This window comes from Actinosynnema sp. NPDC049800, from assembly GCF_040656635.1.
In the GTDB taxonomy this organism is placed as follows: Bacteria; Actinomycetota; Actinomycetes; order Mycobacteriales; family Pseudonocardiaceae; genus Actinosynnema.
On record NZ_JBFAMT010000015.1, the window covers coordinates 143,077 to 159,988 of the forward strand.

Annotated in this window: 14 protein-coding genes; 8 read left to right on the forward strand and 6 right to left on the reverse strand. The window is 73.3% G+C overall.

Annotation, left to right across the window (positions count from 1 at the left end; genetic code table 11):
- Nucleotides 1-106 precede the first annotated feature (106 nt).
- Nucleotides 107-1,396, forward strand: coding sequence for a PucR family transcriptional regulator (locus AB0I91_RS20005; protein WP_498776962.1), 1,290 nt, complete (start codon nt 107-109; stop codon nt 1,394-1,396).
- Here the strand turns inward: AB0I91_RS20005 and AB0I91_RS20010 are convergent.
- Nucleotides 1,330-2,520, reverse strand: a complete 1,191-nt coding sequence (locus tag AB0I91_RS20010; RefSeq protein ID WP_498776960.1) for a lipase family protein — start codon at nt 2,518-2,520, stop codon at nt 1,330-1,332. The genes AB0I91_RS20005 and AB0I91_RS20010 overlap by 67 nt on opposite strands.
- 369 nt (nt 2,521-2,889) lie before the next feature.
- Here AB0I91_RS20010 and AB0I91_RS20015 point away from each other — a divergent pair, with 369 nt between their 5' ends.
- Both AB0I91_RS20015 and AB0I91_RS20020 read left to right on the forward strand, forming a co-directional pair.
- Nucleotides 2,890-3,210, forward strand: coding sequence for a YciI family protein (locus AB0I91_RS20015; protein ID WP_498776958.1), 321 nt, complete (start codon nt 2,890-2,892; stop codon nt 3,208-3,210).
- A complete protein-coding gene (locus AB0I91_RS20020; protein WP_499638103.1) occupies nt 3,207-4,427 on the forward strand; it encodes an RNA polymerase sigma factor in 1,221 nt (406 codons plus the stop codon). The genes AB0I91_RS20015 and AB0I91_RS20020 overlap by 4 nt, the downstream gene beginning before the upstream one ends.
- On the opposite strand, the gene AB0I91_RS20025 is transcribed toward AB0I91_RS20020, so the two are convergent.
- The 3 genes from AB0I91_RS20025 to AB0I91_RS20035 form a co-directional block, all read right to left on the reverse strand.
- Nucleotides 4,408-5,304, reverse strand: a complete 897-nt coding sequence (locus AB0I91_RS20025) for an RICIN domain-containing protein (protein ID WP_498776954.1) — start codon at nt 5,302-5,304, stop codon at nt 4,408-4,410. The genes AB0I91_RS20020 and AB0I91_RS20025 overlap by 20 nt on opposite strands.
- 46 nt (nt 5,305-5,350) lie before the next feature.
- Entirely contained in the window at nt 5,351-6,169 is an 819-nt protein-coding gene (locus AB0I91_RS20030; protein ID WP_499638106.1) for a TIM barrel protein, read from the reverse strand.
- 64 nt (nt 6,170-6,233) lie between these two features.
- Nucleotides 6,234-10,691, reverse strand: a complete 4,458-nt coding sequence (locus tag AB0I91_RS20035) for a carbohydrate-binding protein (protein WP_499638142.1) — start codon at nt 10,689-10,691, stop codon at nt 6,234-6,236.
- A gap of 306 nt (nt 10,692-10,997) precedes the next feature.
- Between AB0I91_RS20035 and AB0I91_RS20040 the strand changes: the two genes are divergently transcribed.
- From AB0I91_RS20040 to AB0I91_RS20050, 3 genes are all read left to right on the forward strand, one after another.
- Complete coding sequence (locus AB0I91_RS20040) at nt 10,998-12,038, forward strand: YncE family protein (protein WP_499638109.1); 1,041 nt, start codon at nt 10,998-11,000, stop codon at nt 12,036-12,038.
- Nucleotides 12,008-12,247, forward strand: a complete 240-nt coding sequence (locus AB0I91_RS20045) for a hypothetical protein (RefSeq protein WP_499638111.1) — start codon at nt 12,008-12,010, stop codon at nt 12,245-12,247. Before AB0I91_RS20040 ends, AB0I91_RS20045 begins: the two co-directional genes overlap by 31 nt.
- A 109-nt stretch (nt 12,248-12,356) precedes the next feature.
- Complete coding sequence (locus tag AB0I91_RS20050; RefSeq protein ID WP_498776948.1) at nt 12,357-12,947, forward strand: TetR/AcrR family transcriptional regulator; 591 nt, start codon at nt 12,357-12,359, stop codon at nt 12,945-12,947.
- Here AB0I91_RS20050 and AB0I91_RS20055 read toward each other — a convergent pair.
- Nucleotides 12,928-14,037 carry a Gfo/Idh/MocA family protein gene (locus AB0I91_RS20055; RefSeq protein ID WP_499612169.1) on the reverse strand — a complete coding sequence of 370 codons (1,110 nt, stop codon included), beginning with the start codon at nt 14,035-14,037 and terminating at the stop codon, nt 12,928-12,930. The two genes, AB0I91_RS20050 and AB0I91_RS20055, sit on opposite strands and share 20 nt — an antisense overlap.
- A complete protein-coding gene (locus AB0I91_RS20060) occupies nt 14,034-14,768 on the reverse strand; it encodes a sugar phosphate isomerase/epimerase family protein (protein ID WP_499638114.1) in 735 nt (244 codons plus the stop codon). Before AB0I91_RS20060 ends, AB0I91_RS20055 begins: the two co-directional genes overlap by 4 nt.
- A gap of 150 nt (nt 14,769-14,918) precedes the next feature.
- Here AB0I91_RS20060 and AB0I91_RS20065 point away from each other — a divergent pair, with 150 nt between their 5' ends.
- Nucleotides 14,919-15,701 carry a MerR family transcriptional regulator gene (locus tag AB0I91_RS20065; RefSeq protein WP_499638117.1) on the forward strand — a complete coding sequence of 261 codons (783 nt, stop codon included), beginning with the start codon at nt 14,919-14,921 and terminating at the stop codon, nt 15,699-15,701.
- A gap of 13 nt (nt 15,702-15,714) precedes the next feature.
- Nucleotides 15,715-16,887 carry an alpha/beta hydrolase gene (locus AB0I91_RS20070; RefSeq protein WP_499638120.1) on the forward strand — a complete coding sequence of 391 codons (1,173 nt, stop codon included), beginning with the start codon at nt 15,715-15,717 and terminating at the stop codon, nt 16,885-16,887.
- Nucleotides 16,888-16,912: the final 25 nt, after the last annotated feature.

Sequence of the window (16,912 nt, forward strand, 5' to 3'; positions counted from 1 at the left end):
GAACGCGGAGCAGTGCCGGAAAGAATATTTGACACACCGTCGCGGATGATTTTATGGTCAGCCGGGCGAAGTCCCAGGGCGGTGCTTCGCGCACAGCGGAGGCGGCATGGCGATCTCACTGAACGGCGGGTTGGTGCGACAGCGGACCTACAGCGCGGCGCGGCAGCTGTGGTCGAGCATCCCGGGCGAGCTGGCGGAGAAGATGGCGCCGCTGTCGGGCGTCCTGGTGCGGGACGTGGTGCGGGAGATCCGCCGGACCGTGCCCGCGTACGCGCAGCCGCTGGAGGGCAAGTTCCGCGAGGTGCTGGTCGGCGCGGTCGAGATGGCGATCGTGAAGTGCTTCGACAACATCGCCAACCCGGACGCGGCGCAGACCGACTGGCAGGCCGTGCTGCGCTACAGCGGGCGGATGGAGTACCTCGAAGGCCGCACGATGGACTCGTTGCAGACCGCGGTGCGGGTCGGCGCGCGGGTCGTGTGGCGGCACCTGAGCGAGCACGGCCGCGCGGTGGGCGTGTCCACCGACACCCTGTTCGTGGTGGCCGACGCGATCTTCGCGTGGGTGGACGAGCTGTGCCGGGTGGCCATCGAGGGCTACTCGGAGGCGCAGGCCAACGCCAGCGGCGCGTTGGAGCGCAGGCGTCGCCAGCTGCTCAAGCTGGTGCTGGCCGAGCAGCCGCCGTCGCCGAGGTCGCTCGCGGACCTGGCGGGCACGACGGACTGGCCGTTGCCGGAACGGGTCGCGGTGGTGGCGCTGGAGTACCGGGAGGACCAGCACCAGCTCCCGTCGGTGACGCTGGGCCGTGACGTGCTGGTGGACCTGGAGAGCTCCACGCCGTGCCTGGTGGTGGCCAACCCCGAGGGGCGCTCGCAGCTGGAGCTGCGCGGGCGGCGGGCCGCGGTGGGTCCGACGGTGCCGTTGGCCGAGGCGCGGCAGTCGCTGGCATGCGCGCGGCGGGCGCTGGGGTTCGTGCGGCGCGGCCTGCTGCCCGCCGTGCCGGTGACGTGGTGCGACGACCACCTGGCCACGTTGGCGCTGCTGTCGGACGAGTTCCTGGTGGGCCAGCTGAGCCGGCGCGCGCTGGCGGCGTTCAACGGCCTGACGGTCAAGCAGCGGGAACGGCTGGAGACGACGTTGCTGGCGTGGTTGGAGACGCGCGGCGGCATCGGCGAGATCGCCAACCGGCTCGACGTGCACCCGCAGACCGTCCGGTACCGGATGCACCAGTTGGAGGAGCTGCTGGGCGACCGGCTGGCCGACCCCGACGAGCGCTTGACGCTGGAGATCGCGTTGCGCGCCCGCCGGTTGCTCCGCCGGGCGCGCGACGCTCAGCAGGTGCCGCGCGCGGGCCAGCCTGCGAAGCGGGCCTCCAGCCAGGCGAAGGCCTCCGGGTAGGCCGCGACCATGCCGGCCGCGTGCGTCGGCACGAGCGAGGTGCTGAACTTGACGTTCGCGCCCAGGGCGCACCACCGCCGCACCATCTCCGCGCCCTGCGCGTACGGCACGATGTCGTCCAACGCGCTGTGGATCACGAGCACCGGCGCGCCCGGCTTGCGCACGCCGATCCGCTGCTGCTCCACCCGCGACTTGTACGGCTCCTCGTCCAGGTACGCGGCCAGCGGCCGGCCGTCCGCGGTGAGGTCGACCGACTTGCGGAACGCGTGCGCGAGGAGCGCCTCGGCGGTGCACTGGCGCGCCACCTGCGCCAGCAACGTCCGGCCGGCGTCGTTGAGCACGCCGGGGATGTCCAGCTCGGGGTACGCGGCGTCGAGGCTCAGCAGCGAGTAGCCCAGGAACCCGGCGGCGTAGTGGCCGTCCAGGTTGCGCGCGACCGCGCCGAGGTCGGCGGGCGGCGCGCCCGCGTACGCGCCCTTCAGCTCCAGTTCCGGGGCGTACCCGGCGTACAGCTCGACGGCAGCCGCCGCCGCGCCGCCGCCCTGCGAGTACCCGGCGACCGCCACCGGCCCGTCGTCGGGCAGGTTCGCCTCCGGCAGCCGTTGCGCGGCGCGGATCGCGTCCAGCACCGCGTGCCCCTCGGCCGCGCGGTTGACGTAGGTGTGCATGCCGGGCGTGCCCAGGCCCTCGTAGTCGGTGACGACGACGCCGTAGCCGCGGGTGAGCAGACCGGCCAGGAACGGGCCCTCGTACTCGCTGCCCATCGCCAGCTGCCGGGACGGCGCGCAGTCGTCGCCGACGCCTTGCGTGCCCGGCGCGTACCCCACGACCGGGCGCGGACCGGGGCCGGACCACGGCGTGTGCGGCGTGAGCACGGTGCCGCTGACGTCGATCGGGCGGTCGTGCGTGTCCGTGCTGCGGTACAGGATCCGGTGCACGGTCGCGGGCGCGCGCAGCAGCTTGACCGGGTCGAGGAAGAAGTCGGCGGGCTCGGACCGCAGCACGTCGCCGTTGGCCGGCGCGGAGCCCGTTCCGGTGTAGGAGATCTGGGCGACGGCGTCGGTCGTGCCGGCCGCCGTCAGGACCGCGGTGAGCGCGACGGCCCACCCCCGGTGCAATCGCATTGGCTGCTCCTCGTCGAGCTCGGGCGAATACCGCCGAACCATTGCGTGACGGGTTCCCGCAGGTCAAGCGCCCTGTGGATTCTTGTCACCGGCACGCAAACCCGAGCTCGGGAATTGCGCGCGCGTGCTATCCCGGGCCGACCGGGCCATTTCACCGGGCGGCTTTGAGGAAGATCCCGCGCACCGAGCCGAAGCCGTACCGGTCGACGGGAGCAGCGTCAACGCGGACCGGACGGCGTCGAGCAGCGCGACGTCCTCCTCGATCGCGACCAGGTCCCTCGTCATGACGCGGATCGCAGGCGGGGGTGTCCTCCTCGGCGGTCCCCGTTCGTCGTAGTGGTGGAATGCACCGGACGACGGGAGTGACCGATGAAGTACATGCTGCTGATCTGCGTCGACGACACCATCGAGCCGACCGAGGGCGACCCGACCATCGAGCAGTGGCTGGCCGAGCTCGGGGACCGGCGGCTGGACGGCTCGCAGCTGCGGTCGGTCGAGGACGCCACGACCGTGCGGGCGCGCGGTGGCGAGGTGCTGCTGAGCGACGGGCCGTTCGCCGAGACGAAGGAGCAGATCGTGGGCTACGACGTCGTCGACTGCGCCGACCTGGACGAGGCGATCCGGATCGCGTCACGGCACCCGTGCGCGCGGTTCGGGTCGGTCGAGGTGCGGCCGTTCTTCACCGGATGACGGTCGAGGCGGAGGTCTCGGAGCTGTTCCGGGCCGAACGGGGGCGGATCGTGGCGACGCTGATCCGCCTCACCGGCGACTGGGAACTGGCCGAGGAATGCGTGCAGGACGCCTTCGCGCGGGCACTGGAGTGCTGGCCGCGCGAAGGCGTCCCCCGCCGTCCCGGCGCGTGGCTCACCACGACCGCCCGCAACCGCGCGCTGGACCGGTTGCGGCGCTCCAGCGTGGAGGCGGCGAAGCTGCGGGAGGTGGTGGCGGTGCTGGACGCGCCACCGGACGAAGTCGACGACGACGAGCTCGGCGACGACCTGCTGCGGCTGATCTTCACGTGCTGCCACCCGGCGTTGACGCTGGAGGCGCGGGTCGCGCTGACCCTGCGCACCGTCGCCGGCCTGACCACGGCGGAGATCGCGCGGGCGTTCCTGGTGCCGGAGGCGACGATGGCCAAGCGGCTGGTGCGGGCGCGGCAGAAGATCCGCAACGCCCGCATCCCGTACCGCGTGCCGCCCGCCCACCTGCTGCCCGAACGCACTGGTGGCGTGCTGGGCGTGCTGTACCTGCTGTTCAACGAGGGGTACGCGGCCAGCGGTGGCGCCGACCTGCTGCGGCGCAACCTGTGCGCGGAGGCGATCCGGCTGGCGCGCACGCTGGTCGCGGCGATGCCCGACGAGCCGGAGGCGGTCGGCCTGCTCGCGCTGATGTTGTTGCAGGACTCCCGCCGGGACGCGCGGTTCGACCACGCGGGCGACCTCGTGCCGCTCGACGAGCAGGACCGGTCGCGGTGGGACGGCGGGCAGGTCGAGGAGGGCGTGGCGCTGCTGGACTCGGCGCTGCGGCGCGGCCGGCCGGGGCCGTACCAGGTGCAGGCCGCCATCGCCGCCTGCCACGCCACCGCCGCGCGGGCGGAGGACACGGACTGGCCCCAGATCGCCCTGCTCTACGGCGAGCTGGCCAAGCTCGTCCCGTCACCGGTCGTGCGGCTGAACCGGGCGGTCGCCGTGGCGATGGCGGACGGCCCCGCGGCCGGTCTGGCGCTGGTGGACGACCTCGCCGACGAGGTGACCGGCCACCTGCTCCCGGCCACCCGGGCGGACCTCCTGCGACGCCTCGGCCGGACCACCGAGGCGCTCGCCGCCTACGAGCGGGCCCTGGCCCTGGCCCCGACCGACGCGGAGCGCCGCCACCTCACCCGGCTGGTCAGCGCTCTGCGCGGGTGAGGTCGACGGTGAACTGCTGATCCGGTTCGTCGGCGCACGGTTCGTGGACCGCCTCCGCGCCTTCCCGGACCTCGCCGCCGCGCAGGCCGACGCACGCCACGCCGTCCGCCGAGCGGAAGCGGTACCGGCCGGGTCCGGTCTGCTCCAGGCGGAACAGCTGGTCGAGGTTGTCGTCGGAGCACCGGTCCCACGGTTCGAGCAGGCTCATCGCCGGTTCGGAGCGCCGCACGGTCAGGCAACCGACGCCCTGCGACGGGTTGTCCCACTTGATGGTGGTGAACTCGGCGCCCACCGCGTGCAGCGACACCCGCGGCCCGGGATCGCCGCACGGCCGCAGCGCCGCGACCGCGTGCGGGTACTCCTTGGTGCTGTCACGGCCCTCGGTCAGGCACAGGTCGGGCGCGCCCACCGGGTGGATGCCCGGCGCCGACGGCCCCGGTCCGGCCTGCGGCGAGGTGGTCGGGCCGATCGCCGCCGTGTCCGGCGCGCCATCCCACAGCAGCACGGCCGTGGCCACGAGCGCCGGCACCACGACGGCGGCCGCCACCGCCCACGGGCGGCGCCAACGGGGGCGAGCCGGTGCTTCGGGCACGACGGTCGCGCCGCCCGCGGCCAGCCGCTCACGGGCGCGCAACCACGCCTCCGGCTGCTCGACCCCGCACGCCTTCACGTACGCGGTCAGCAGTTCCGCCCGGGGCAGGCTGTCGCGGCGCAGCATGTCCGCGGCCGTGCTGCGGGCCAGCACCTCGCCCTGCGCGGCCGCGCTCTCCTCCAGGCCGCGCAGGGTCAACCCCGACTTCTCCTTGAGCTCCCGCAACATCGCCACGAACTCGGCCACGTCACGTGCCGAATCCGGCTGGGCACCGTGCGACGTCACGCGCGCAATCTTGGCGGTTGCCCGTCGTCACGGGCAAGCGGCCCCCTCAGAACCGGAGGTTCACCAGGTAGTCGTAACCGACCTGCGCGGTGACGAGGGCGTCGCGCGGCTGGTCGTTCTCCACGATGTACTCGGTCACGTTCGCGGCCCGGAAGATGGCCGCGAAGTCGATCGTCCCCTTGCCGAGGTCGGCGAAGGACCCGTCGGCCGCCCGGTCCTTCACGTGGAACTGCCGCACGCGCGGGAAGTTCGCCCGGTGCACCGCGATCGGGTCGACCCCGCCGGCCACCGCCCAGTACAGGTCCAGCTCCAGGTGCACGTTGCGCCGCGTCGTGCCCGCCGTGATCACGTCGAACGGCCGCACCCCCTCCACCGGGGCGAACTCGTGCGCGTGGTTGTGGTAGCCGAGGCTCAACCCCGCGCGCCGCACCTTGTCCCCCGCCGCCTCCAACCGGGTGGCGAACGACCGCCACTGCGCCAGGGTCGGGTAGTCCACCCACGGCACCACGACGTACTTGTGCCCAAGGGTGCGCGCGTCGGCGATCACCTGGTCGAGGTCGCCGTCGATGCCGACGTGGCTGGAGGTCGCCCGCAGCCCGCACCGCCGCAGCACCGCGGCGAACTCCGCGGCGCTGCGACCGTACGTGCCGGCCAGCTCGACCTTGCGGTAGCCGATGTCGGCCAACGCCGACAGCACGGGCTCCGGGTCGTCGCCCATGATGCCCCGCAAGGTGTAGAGCTGGATGCTGATCGACTCCTTCGGCACCCGGCGGCACGGGTGGTCGGCGGCGGACGCGGCGGAGGGCAGGGCGACGACCGCGCCGGTGGCGAGGGCGGTGCTGAGGAACGTGCGGCGGGACGGCATGGTTACTCCTCGATCGGCTGGGAACGGTCGGCGGGGTTCGGTGGTTGCGGGCTCCGGGCTCCGGTCATCGGGGCAGTTCCTTGACGCGGACGTCGCGGAACCACACGTCGTCGCCGTCGCCGTGGTTCTGCAGGCCGATGTGCCCGGTGGTCAGGTCACGTGCCGGGTCCGTGCTGGTGAAGTCGTTCACCAGCACCCCGTTGAGGAAGACGCGGATGCGCTGCCCCCGCACGACGATCTCGTAGGCGTTCCACTCCCCCGGCGGCTTCAGCGCGGCGTCCCGGGCGGCGAGGTCGGCCGACTGGAACGAGTAGATCGCGCCCGTGGTGCGGTCCGGCGCGTCGGTCGCGTCGATCTGCACCTCGTAGCCGTGGTTCACCGCCACCCACGGGTCCGTGCCGGGGTCGGGGAAGCCGACGAACACGCCGGAGTTGTCGTCGCCCGCGACCTTCCAGTCGAACTTGAGGCTGTAGGCCGAGAACTCCTCCTCGAACCACAGCAGCCCGAGCCCGCCTTCGGTGCGCAGCGCGCAGTCCTCCTCCACGAACCGCCCGGGACCGGCCTGCCGCCACCCGGTCACGCCCGTGCCGTCGTAGAGGCTGCGGTAACCGGCTTCCGGCTTGGTGGGCGTGCACGCGCCGGCCCGCTGGTAGCGCAGGTGCCGGATGGTGTCGACGTCGAACAGCGCGCCCGGACCGCCCTTGAACACCAGGTACAGGTCGCGCACGCCGGTCAGCAGGACCTCCTGCGGCGCGAGGTCGAGGTAGAAGTCCCAGCTGCCCGTCACCGGCACGGTCACCGGCGCGTGCACCAGCGGCCCGGTCGGCGAGTCGGCGCGCGCCTCCAGCGTGCCGCCGACACCGCCGGAGGACACCCGGTAGCCGAGGCCCGCGACCTTCGACAGGTCGACGTCGTCGTACGACACCCAGTCGCCGTCGTTGATCTCGCCGACCCGCTTGCCGCCCTGCGCGGTCTCGCGGTCGTACACCGCGACGCCCTGCTGCCCGCTCAACGCCTCCGCCGGCACGTCGACCGCCGTGACCGTCCCCGGCCCGCGGAACGTGATCGTGTCCAGGTCCAGCAACGCGCCACGACCGCCGCGGAACACGAAGTACAGCCGGTGGGTGCCGCCGGGATCGGTGATCGCCGCGGGTGGCAGCTCGGCGTACACGCGCCAGTCGCCCGTGCTCCCGACCCGCGTGCTCGACACCAGCGGACCCGTCGGCGAGTCGACACGCGCCTCGATCGTGCCGCCCGCCGTGGCCGAGGAGACCCGGTAGCCGATGCCCGTGACGCCGGCCAGCGACACGCCGTCGAACGCGATCCAGTCGCGGTCGTGGACGTTGCCGACCTGCCGGCCGTCCTGCGCCTCCTCGGCCTGGATCACCGAGGTGCCCCGCTGCGCGGAGTACGACTCGGCGGGCGTGCGCCGGACCGGTTCCCACGACGGCGGCGCGGCGCCGGCGGTGAACCGGATCGCGTCCACGTCGAACAGGCTGCCGGAACCCTTGAACACCAGGAACAACCGGTGCGAGCCGCCGGGGTCGGTGATCGCCGAGGGCGCGAGCTCGACGTAGTTGTCCCAGCCGCCGGTCGACGGCACGGGCTGCCGCTGCACGAGCGGGCCGGTCGGCGAGTCGACGCGCACCTCGATCGTGCCGCCGCTGCCGCCGGAGGACACGCGGTAGCCGATCGCCTCGACGCCGCCCAGGTTCACCGGGTCGAACGCGATCCAGTCGCCGTCGTCGACGTAGCCGACGCGCTTGTCGCCCTCGGCCGTGCCGGTCTCCACCACCTGCACGCCCTGCATGGCGGTGAAGTACTCGGCCTGCTTGGCCCTCGGTTGCAGGATCGCCTCGGCCTCGCCGGTCAACGCGGGCGCGCCGGGCGCGCCGTTGTCGGTGTAGGAGGCGTTGATGACGCCGAAGATGTTGGCGTCCAGGCCGTGCCCGCCGTCGGACGGTGTCGGGAGCACGCCCTCGCAGCCGGTCGCGCGGGTGAGCGGGTGGCCGTGGCTGTCGTGGCCGAGGATGTACTCCACGGTCACCTTCGCGCAGTCGACCTGCCCGTCCTCGGGATCGGTGACCGTGACGGAGAACGGCACCTCGTCGCCGAAGCTGAACACCCGGCCGTCGGCGGGCGCGGTCAGCACCACCACGGGCGCGGTGTTGCCGACGTTGACCACGGCGCTGGCCGAGCCGACCAGGCCGGTCGGGTCGGTGACGGACAGCTTGGCGGTGAACTGGCCGACCGCGGTGTAGGTGTGGGTGACCGGTCCGGCCGTGGTGTCGTCGGTGGTGCCGTCGCCGTCGAAGTCCCACGCGTAGGTCAGCGGGTCGTCGTCCTCGTCGGCCGTGCCGCCGGGGTCGAACCGCACGGTCAGCGGCGCCGGGCCGGAGGTCCGGTCGGCGCTCAGCTTCGCGACCGGCGTGTGGCGGCCCCTGGCGTAGTCGATGCGGTAGACCGCCGAGTCCTCCGCGCCGCCGAAGTAGCCGCTGCCGTAGTCCAGCACGTACAGCGAGCCGTCCGGGCCGAACTCCAGGTTCATCGGCCGGGTCAGCGTCATCGAGTCGAAGAACGGGCTGATCGCGCCGCGTTCGCCGGTCGCGCCGACCTCGATCGTCTTGATCCAGCCGCGGTCCCACTCGTAGGCGAAGGTCTTGCCGTCGAAGAACTCCGGGAACTTGGTCGGGCTGTCCAGCTCCGGGTCGAAGTGGTAGGTGGGGCCGCCCATCGGCGACTCGCCGCCGTTGCCGAACTCGGGCACGGAACCGCCGTCGTAGCCGATCCACGCGCGCTGCGCGGGCGGCAGGTCGACCAGGCCGGTGTTGCGCGGGCTGGTGTTCTTCGGCGCGGCGCAGTCGAACGCGCCGCCGGACGTGCCGGTGGCGAAGTCGTGGTCGACGTACGGGACGTTGTCGCCGACGCAGTAGGGCCAGCCGTAGTTGCCGGGCGCCTTGACCAGGTTGAACTCGACGCTGCCGCCGGGGCCGCGGGCCGGGTTCGCCGCGCCCGCGTCCGGGCCGTAGTCGCCGAGGTGGATCCAGCCGGTGGCCTTGTCCACGGCGAACCGGAACGGGTTGCGGAAGCCCATCGCGTAGATCTCGGACCGGGTCTTGTCCGTGCCCGGCGCGAAGAGGTTGCCCTCCGGGACGGTGTACATGCCGTCGTCCTGGACCTTGATCCGCAGCACCTTGCCGCGCAGGTCGTTGGTGTTGGCCGACGAACGCTGCGCGTCGAACGCGGGGTTGCGGTCGGCGCGCTCGTCGATCGGCGTGTAGCCGTCGGAGGCGAACGGGTTGGTGTCGTCGCCGGTGGACAGGTACAGGTTGCCCTGCGCGTCGAAGTCGATCTCGCCGCCCGCGTGGCAGCACAGGCCGCGGTCGGCGGGCACCTGCAGGATGCGCTGCTCGCTGGCCAGGTCCAGCACGCCGTCGGTGGTCAGCTTGAAGCGGGACAGCTGGTTGTGGCCCTTGAACCGCTCGAAGTCCGCGGCGGTCCCGTTCTCCGGCGCGTCACCGGCCGGGGTGTCCAGCGGTGGCGCGTAGTACAGGTAGAGCCAGCGGTTGTTCGCGAAGTCGGGGTCGGCCGCGACGCCTTGCAGCCCGTCCTCGTCGTGGTTGTAGACGGGGACGCGGCCGGCGAGCGTGGTCGTGGCTTCCGGGCTGGTGAGCCAGACGCGACCGTCGCGGGAGGTGTGCACGACCTCGCGGTCCGGCAGCACGGCCAGCGCGATCGGCTCGCCGGTCTTCTCCTCGCCGAGCGCGAGCGTGACCTGGTCGAAGTCCCGGTCGGTCGGCGGCGCGTCCTCGGGCTCGCAGTCGGCGGGCGCGACGCCGAGCGCGTACCGCAGGCCGCCCAGCAGGTGTCGGCGGAACGCCGGGGCGGCGTAGGACTCCTTGGTGTGGCCCAAGCCCGTGTACCAGGAGCGGCCTTGACCGGGTGTGTGGCACCAGGAGATCGGGTGGTCGCCGGACGGGTCGGTCGGCGTGTAGCTGGCCTCGTCCAACGCGGCCAGCACCTTCACCCGGGACCGGGGGTTGGACTGGTAGCTGTACCACTCGTCGGTGCGGGTCCAGGTGTCCGGCAGGTGCGCGGTCGACGGGTGGTCGTGGTCCTCGACCGCGACGTCGGCCTCCTGGATCGGCGGGTGCGACTTGAAGTACGAGCCGACCAGCGCGCCGTACCAGGGCCAGGAGTACTCGGTGTCGGCGGCGGCGTGCACGCCCGCGTAGCCGCCGCCGTTCTCCACGAACCGCTGGAACGCCTGCTGCTGCGGCTCGTCGAGCACGTCGCCGGTGGTGGACAGCCAGACCACGGCGTCGAACCTGGCGAGGTTGTCGTCGGTGAACGCGGCGGCGTCCTCGGTCGCCTCGACGGTGAAGCCGTTCGCCGAGCCGAGCTCGGTGATCGCGGCGATGCCGTCGGGGATCGAGTCGTGCCGGAAGCCCGCCGTCTTGGAGAAGACGAGGAGGTGTTCGCCGTCGGGGTGCGCCGTCGCGGGTGTCGCGACCAGGGTCATCGCGCCCAGGGCGGCGGTGAGGGCGAGGGCGGTGGCTGATCTGCGGGTGGTTCGGGGGCGGGTTCCGAGCGTGCTTCGCACCGCTGTCTCCTCGTTCGCACGACGCTGGGCTTCGCGGACGGTGACTCTGTGGTCCAGCTCACAGCTGGAACGCGAGCGCAATTCTGTTCAGAACCAACCGAAGGTGGCAATACTTTTGCTGGTTTTAGACAAAAGTCATGCCCGAATGGCCGAAGGCCCCCGCGTCCATGTGCACGGTCCGTCAACGCCGACGAGTGGTCGCACCGGTGGTCCACAATGGGCCGGGTGGACGTGCTGCCGTGCGGGCATGCCGCGCACGCCTCCGGGACCAGGGGCTGCGCGCACCTCGTCGCCGAACGACCCCCTGACCACTACGGGCGGTTCACCGGGGTCGGCGTGGCGTACGACCGGCTGTGCGAGGCGTGCGCGAAGCGGGACGACCCGTCGTTGATCGTGCTGTGCGTCGGGTGCGCCGAGCGGGTGGAGGACTACAGCGACCTGGTCGACTGGATCGGACGGCCGGAGGTGCGCCACCGCGACGGCGATCCCGGCGGCACGTGGACGACGGCGGACTGCCCGGTCGAGCCGGTGAACGCGTGGTGCGCGGCGGCGGTGCCCGGCGGTTGGCTCGTGCTCGCCGAGACCGGCCTGGTGCGGGTCGACCCGACCGGGACGTCGTTCGTCGCGCCGGTGCCGCTGCCCGCCGAGCCCTCGGATCCCCGGCCCGCCGACCCGCCGCGCCCGGCGGTGCACGCCTCGCCGGACGGGCGGCACGCGGCCGTGGTGACCGACTTCGGCCGGTACGGCGTGGTGCTCGACCTCGTCACCGGCACGCCGGTGCTGACCCTGGACCGCGGCGACTACCGCTACCGCGACACGCCCTTCCCGCTGGCGTTCGTCGGCTCGGACCGCGACGCGGTCGTCGTCGCCGCGACCGACTGGAACCGGCTCGACGCGTTCGACCTCGCCTCCGGCCGGCTGCTCACCGAGCGGGTGACGACGTGGTCGGGCGACGACCTGAGACCCGAGCACTACCTGGACTACTTCCACGGCGCGCTGCTGGTCGACCCGTCGGGGCGTGGCTGCTGGACGACGGCTGGGTGTGGAGCCCGGACGCGGTCACGGTCGTGCACGACCTGGCGGCGTGGCTGGGCGGCGACGTGCACGCCACCGAGCACGGCAGGCAGCTGGCCGTCCGCCGGGCCTGGGACGTGCCGATGGCGTGGCTGGACGAGCGCACCGCGGTGCTGCAGCCGATCGACCGGTACGACCGGCCGGCGGTGGAGGGGGTCGAGGTGCACGACGTCGTGGACGCGCGGCGGGTGACGGCGTTCGCCGGCCCGGTCGGCCGGATGTGGGGGCACGGCGGCCTGCTCTACGTCGGCACGCCGGCGGGACTGGAGGTCTGGGACCCCGCGGCCGGCGCGCGGACGGGCGTGGTCGAGGGCTTCACGCCGATCGCGCACAACCCGCGCACCGGCCGGTTCGCCGAACTGGCGGCCGGACGGCTGCGGACGTGGACCCCGCGACCGTGAGCCGGGTACCGGGAACCTGATCACCGCGGTCTGATCCGATCACCCGGCGACGCGCCGCGGGCGGGGCCGTGCGGCATGATGTCCGCGTGCGCGAGACGACGGCGAGCCGGTGACCGGCGGTTACCTGAAGGGCCGGATCCGCCGCGAGGACATCATCACCGCGGCGGTCGCGGTGTACGGGGAGGCCGGTTACCACGGGTCGTCGCTGCGCGAGATCGCCAAGCGCGCCGGGATCACGCACGCCGGGCTGCTGTACTACTTCCCCACCAAGGAAGCGCTGCTCGCCGCCGTGCTGGAACGCCGTGACGCGGAGGACGCCGAGCGGGAGCGGTTGCAGGCCACTCCCGGCGTCGACGTCCTGCGCCACTTCCTCGCCCTGGCCGAGCACAACGTGCGCCACCCCGGCATCGTCGACCTCTACTCGCGCCTGGCCGCCGAGGCCGTCGCCGCGGACCACCCGGCGCACGACTACTTCGTCCGCCACTACCGGGCGGCGCGCGAGGGCGTGGTCGGCTCGTTCCAGGCCCTCGCGGACCGGGGCGAGCTGCGCCCGGGCGTCGACCCGGCGGCGGCGGCGCTGGCGTTCATCGCGTTGATGGACGGCTTGCAGGTCCAGTGGCTGACCACGCCGGACGAGGTCGACCTGGTCGGCTCGCTGCGGTTCTACCTGGGCGCCCTCCTCACCGTTCCGCTCGACTGAGGGTCGGCGCGTTCGGGTCCCAGTCGACCGGCAGCGCGGGCGGCGGCTCGACCGTGCTGCCGACGTCCACCGCGCGCCCGAGCGCGATGGACTCCTCCATGGCCAGCATCGCGTCCAGCACGTGGTAGGCGAGCTCGCCGGACGCGCGTTCCGGCTCGCCGGCCCGGATCGCGCGCGCCAGCTCCAGCACGCCGGTGCCCCGTGACGCGGAGTGCCCTTGCGGCGCAAGCGTTTGCACACCGTCGAACAGGTGCAGCTCGGTCGGGCCGGCGAAGCCGTTCGGGTCGGGCAGCACGGCCGTGCCCAGCGTGCCGGCGACTTCCACGAAACCCGTGCGCGACAACGCCGAGTCGAAGCTGAACACCGCCTGCGCCGTCCCGCCGCGCTCGAACTCGACCAGCGCGGTCACCGTGGTCGGCACGGTCACCTCGAACTCGGTGCCCGCCCGCGGCCCGGACCCGATCACCCGCGTGTCGCGCGCCCGGCCGCCCGCGGCGGTGACCCGGCGGATCGGGCCGAGCAGGTGCACCAGCCCGGTCAGGTAGTACGGGCCCATGTCGAGCAACGGCCCGCCGCCCGCCTGGAACAGGAACTCCGGCGCGGGGTGCCAGCTCTCCGGACCCGGCGTCTGGAACAGGGCGAGCGCCGTGCGCGGCTCGCCGATCCGACCGCCGTCGACGGCCCGCCGCGCGGTCTGCCACCCGGCGCCGAGCAGGGTGTCGGGCGCGCAGGCGACCCGCAGACCCCGTTGCGCGGCCCGGTCGAGCAGGTCGCGCGCGCTGCGCAGGTCGAGCCCGAGCGGTTTCTCCACCCACACGTGCTTCCCGGCCTCGACCGCGGCCAGGCTGACCGCGACGTGCGCGGCCGGCACGGTCAGGTTGACCACGATCGAGACGTCCGGGTCGGCCAGCAGCTCGTCCACAGTGGACGATCGCGGCACGCCGTGCCGCCGCGCCTGGGCCGCCGCCCGTTCCGGGTCGAGGTCGGCCACGGTCAGCACCCGCACGTCCGGGAACGCGGTCAGGTTGCGCAGGTACTCCTCGCTGATGACGCCCGTGCCGACGACCCCGACGCCGACCGGGGCGCTCACGCCGCGACCTCGGCGAGGAACGCGTGGCTCTCGGCGATACCGGCGAACACGTCGCCGTCGTAGGCGTCGAACTCGACCACGCGCAACGCCTGCGGCGCCGCGGCCAGCACGTCCGCCACCGGCACGCGCCCCTGACCGGCCGGGACCTGGCCCGACGCGTCCCGCGCCAGGCCGCCGTCCTTGACGTGGATCGCGTGCACCCGGCCGCCGAGGCGGCGCAGCAGCGCGGGCGCGTCCTCGCCGCCGACCGTCGCCCAGTAGGTGTCGACCTCCAGCACCACCTCGGGGTCGAGCCGGTCGGCCAGCACCTCGAACGCGCTGCGGCCGTCGATCCGGGACGCCAGCTCCCACCAGTGGTTGTGGTAGCCGACGCGGACGCCGTGACCGGCGGCGACCCGGGCGGCGGCGTTGAGCGCGGACGCGGTGGCGGCGATGTCCGCGGGGTCCTGCCACAGCTCCGCGTCCACGTACGGGTCGATCACGACCTCGATGCCGCACTCGGCCGCGGCGGCGAAGACGGCGTGCTGGTCGGCGCCGAGGAGCTGGGCGTGCGCGGTCGGCGCGGTGAGGCCGTGCTCGGGCAGCGCGGTGCGCAGCACGTCGACGTTCTCCAGGACGCCGTAGGGCTCGACGTGGGTGAAGCCGATCGCGGCCAGTCGCCGCAGGGTGTCGCCGGGATCGGCCGCGAACGCGTCGCGGACGGAGTACAGCTGCACGGACGTTCTGCTCATCACGGGCTCCTGACGTCGGCGTCGGGCGTGGATGGAAGCGCTCCCACAGATTTCTACCAGTTGGTAGAAATTCACGCCATAGTATGACGTCCCGCCCCGTCCGGGAAACAGACTTGAACCTGACGCGACGTGAGGTTCTAGGGTCGTGCCATGGGCGTTGAGGGGGGCCTCGACCAGCCGCGGTGGAGCGTCGGCGCGCTGGCCAAGGTGGCCGGGATGACGGTGCGGACGCTGCACCACTACGACGAGCTGGGCCTGCTGCGGCCCAGCGAGCGCACGCCCGCCGGCCACCGGCGCTACACCGAGGGCGACCTGCACCGGCTCTACCAGATCCGGCTGCTGCGGCAGCTCGGCATGTCGCTGGAGGAGATCGGCGGTGTGCTGGCCGGCGCGTCCGACCCCGGGCCGCTGGTCCGGGTGCTCGCCGGCCACCTGGAACAGCTGGACGAGCAGGTCTGGCGGCTCAACGCGCTGCGCCGCCAGACGAGGGGGCTGCTCGCCCAGCTGAGCGGGCCGACCCGGCCGGACCCGGACCGGCTGCTCGCCTTGCTGGGCAGCACCACGATCTTCGACGGCCGCCTCACCCAGGAACAGCGCGACTTCCTGGACCGGCACGCCTTCGAGATCGGTCCGGACGCCCGCAAGAGGCTCGACGAGGAGTGGCCCGAGGTGCTCGCGAAGGTGGTCGCGCACTACCGCGCGGGCGACCCGGTGGACGACCCGGAGGTCCGCCGGACCGCCCGGCGCCTGGTCGACGTCGGCGAGACCTTCGCCGCCGGCGACCGGGAGATCCTGAGCTCGATGGGCGCGTTCTTCCGCGAGAACGGGCGCGGCGTGCTGCGGGACGTGCTGCCGGGTCAGTCGGTGGACGACCTCGGCGACGGCCTGTGGGACTACCTGGGCCGCATGTACGCGGCATTGTCAGCCGAATGAAACAGGGGGAAACGTGTTCCACAAGACGAGCGTGTCCATAGCGGCCTTGGCCGTCCTCGCCTCGACGCTGACCGGCGTCGCCGAGGCGGACCCGGGCCCGACCTTGACCCTGCCCGCGCCGACCGGACCGCACCGCGTCGGCGTCACCGCGCTGCACCTGGTCGACGTCGACCGGCCGGACCCGTGGTCCGCCGACGGCCGGTCGCGCGACGTGATGACCTCGGTGCACTACCCGGCGCTCGACGTGCGGGACCGCCCGGTGGCCCCGCAGCTGACTCCCGGCGCCGCGGCGGCGCTCCCGTCGTACACGCCGTGGGGGCTCCCACACCTGCCGGCCAGCGGCGTGGACTGGGCCGCCATCGCCACCCACTCGCACGTGGACGCGCCCGTGCTCCCCGGCCGCCGACCGGTCGTGCTCTACGACCCCGGGCTGGTCGAGACGCGCGCGTTCGGCGTCACCACCGCAGAGGAGCTGGCGAGCCGCGGCTACGTCGTGGTGACGATCGACCACCCCGGCGAGACCTTCGCGGTCGACCTGCCGAACGGGACGCGGCACGTCGCCCTGACCGACAACCCCAGCGTGAACCCGGGGCTGTACCGCGCCATCATCGCCACCCGGCTCGCGGACGTGCGGCTCGTGCTCGACCGGCTGGAGCTCCTGGCGTCGGGCGGGAACCCGGACGCCGACGGCCGTGCGCTCCCGGCGAACCTCGGCCGTGCGCTGGACCTGCGCCGGGTCGGCATGTACGGCCAGGGCCTCGGCGGCACGATCGCGGCCGAGGCGATGCACGAGGACCGGCGCCGCCGGATCGACGCGGCGATCAACATGGAGGGCTTCCTGGACTACCACCCGGAGCAGCCCGGCCAGGCCGGCGAGCTGCTCCCCGTCGCCCGGCACGGGGTGGACCGGCCGTTGCTGCTGCTCGGCACGGAGGGCTTCCAGAACGACCGCTACCGGCGCGCGTGGTCGGCGATGCTCGCGCACGGCGGCGTCCGGCAGCACGTGATCGCCGACGCGAACCACTGGACGTTGACCGACTTCGCCGCCTTGACGCCGCAACTGCACGACGCGGGCCTGATGGACGACGCCGGGCGCACCGCGATGGTCGGCACGCTCGACCCGGCCGTCGCGGTGCCGACCGTGCGCCGGCACGTGGTGTCCTTCTTCGACCGCACCCTGCGCTAGCGGGCGTGACCGTCGGGACGCGGCA

What these genes read in the sequence shown, in the direction of transcription:
- AB0I91_RS20005 (WP_498776962.1), top strand. Translation starts at nt 107, where the DNA reads ATGGCGATCTCACTGAACGGCGGGTTGGTGCGACAGCGGACCTACAGC.
- AB0I91_RS20060 (WP_499638114.1), bottom strand. Translation starts at nt 14,768, where the DNA reads ATGAGCAGAACGTCCGTGCAGCTGTACTCCGTCCGCGACGCGTTCGCG.
- AB0I91_RS20065 (WP_499638117.1), top strand. Translation starts at nt 14,919, where the DNA reads ATGGGCGTTGAGGGGGGCCTCGACCAGCCGCGGTGGAGCGTCGGCGCG.
- AB0I91_RS20015 (WP_498776958.1), top strand. Translation starts at nt 2,890, where the DNA reads ATGAAGTACATGCTGCTGATCTGCGTCGACGACACCATCGAGCCGACC.
- AB0I91_RS20035 (WP_499638142.1), bottom strand. Translation starts at nt 10,691, where the DNA reads ATGACCCTGGTCGCGACACCCGCGACGGCGCACCCCGACGGCGAACAC.
- AB0I91_RS20020 (WP_499638103.1), top strand. Translation starts at nt 3,207, where the DNA reads ATGACGGTCGAGGCGGAGGTCTCGGAGCTGTTCCGGGCCGAACGGGGG.
- AB0I91_RS20010 (WP_498776960.1), bottom strand. Translation starts at nt 2,520, where the DNA reads ATGCGATTGCACCGGGGGTGGGCCGTCGCGCTCACCGCGGTCCTGACG.
- AB0I91_RS20030 (WP_499638106.1), bottom strand. Translation starts at nt 6,169, where the DNA reads ATGCCGTCCCGCCGCACGTTCCTCAGCACCGCCCTCGCCACCGGCGCG.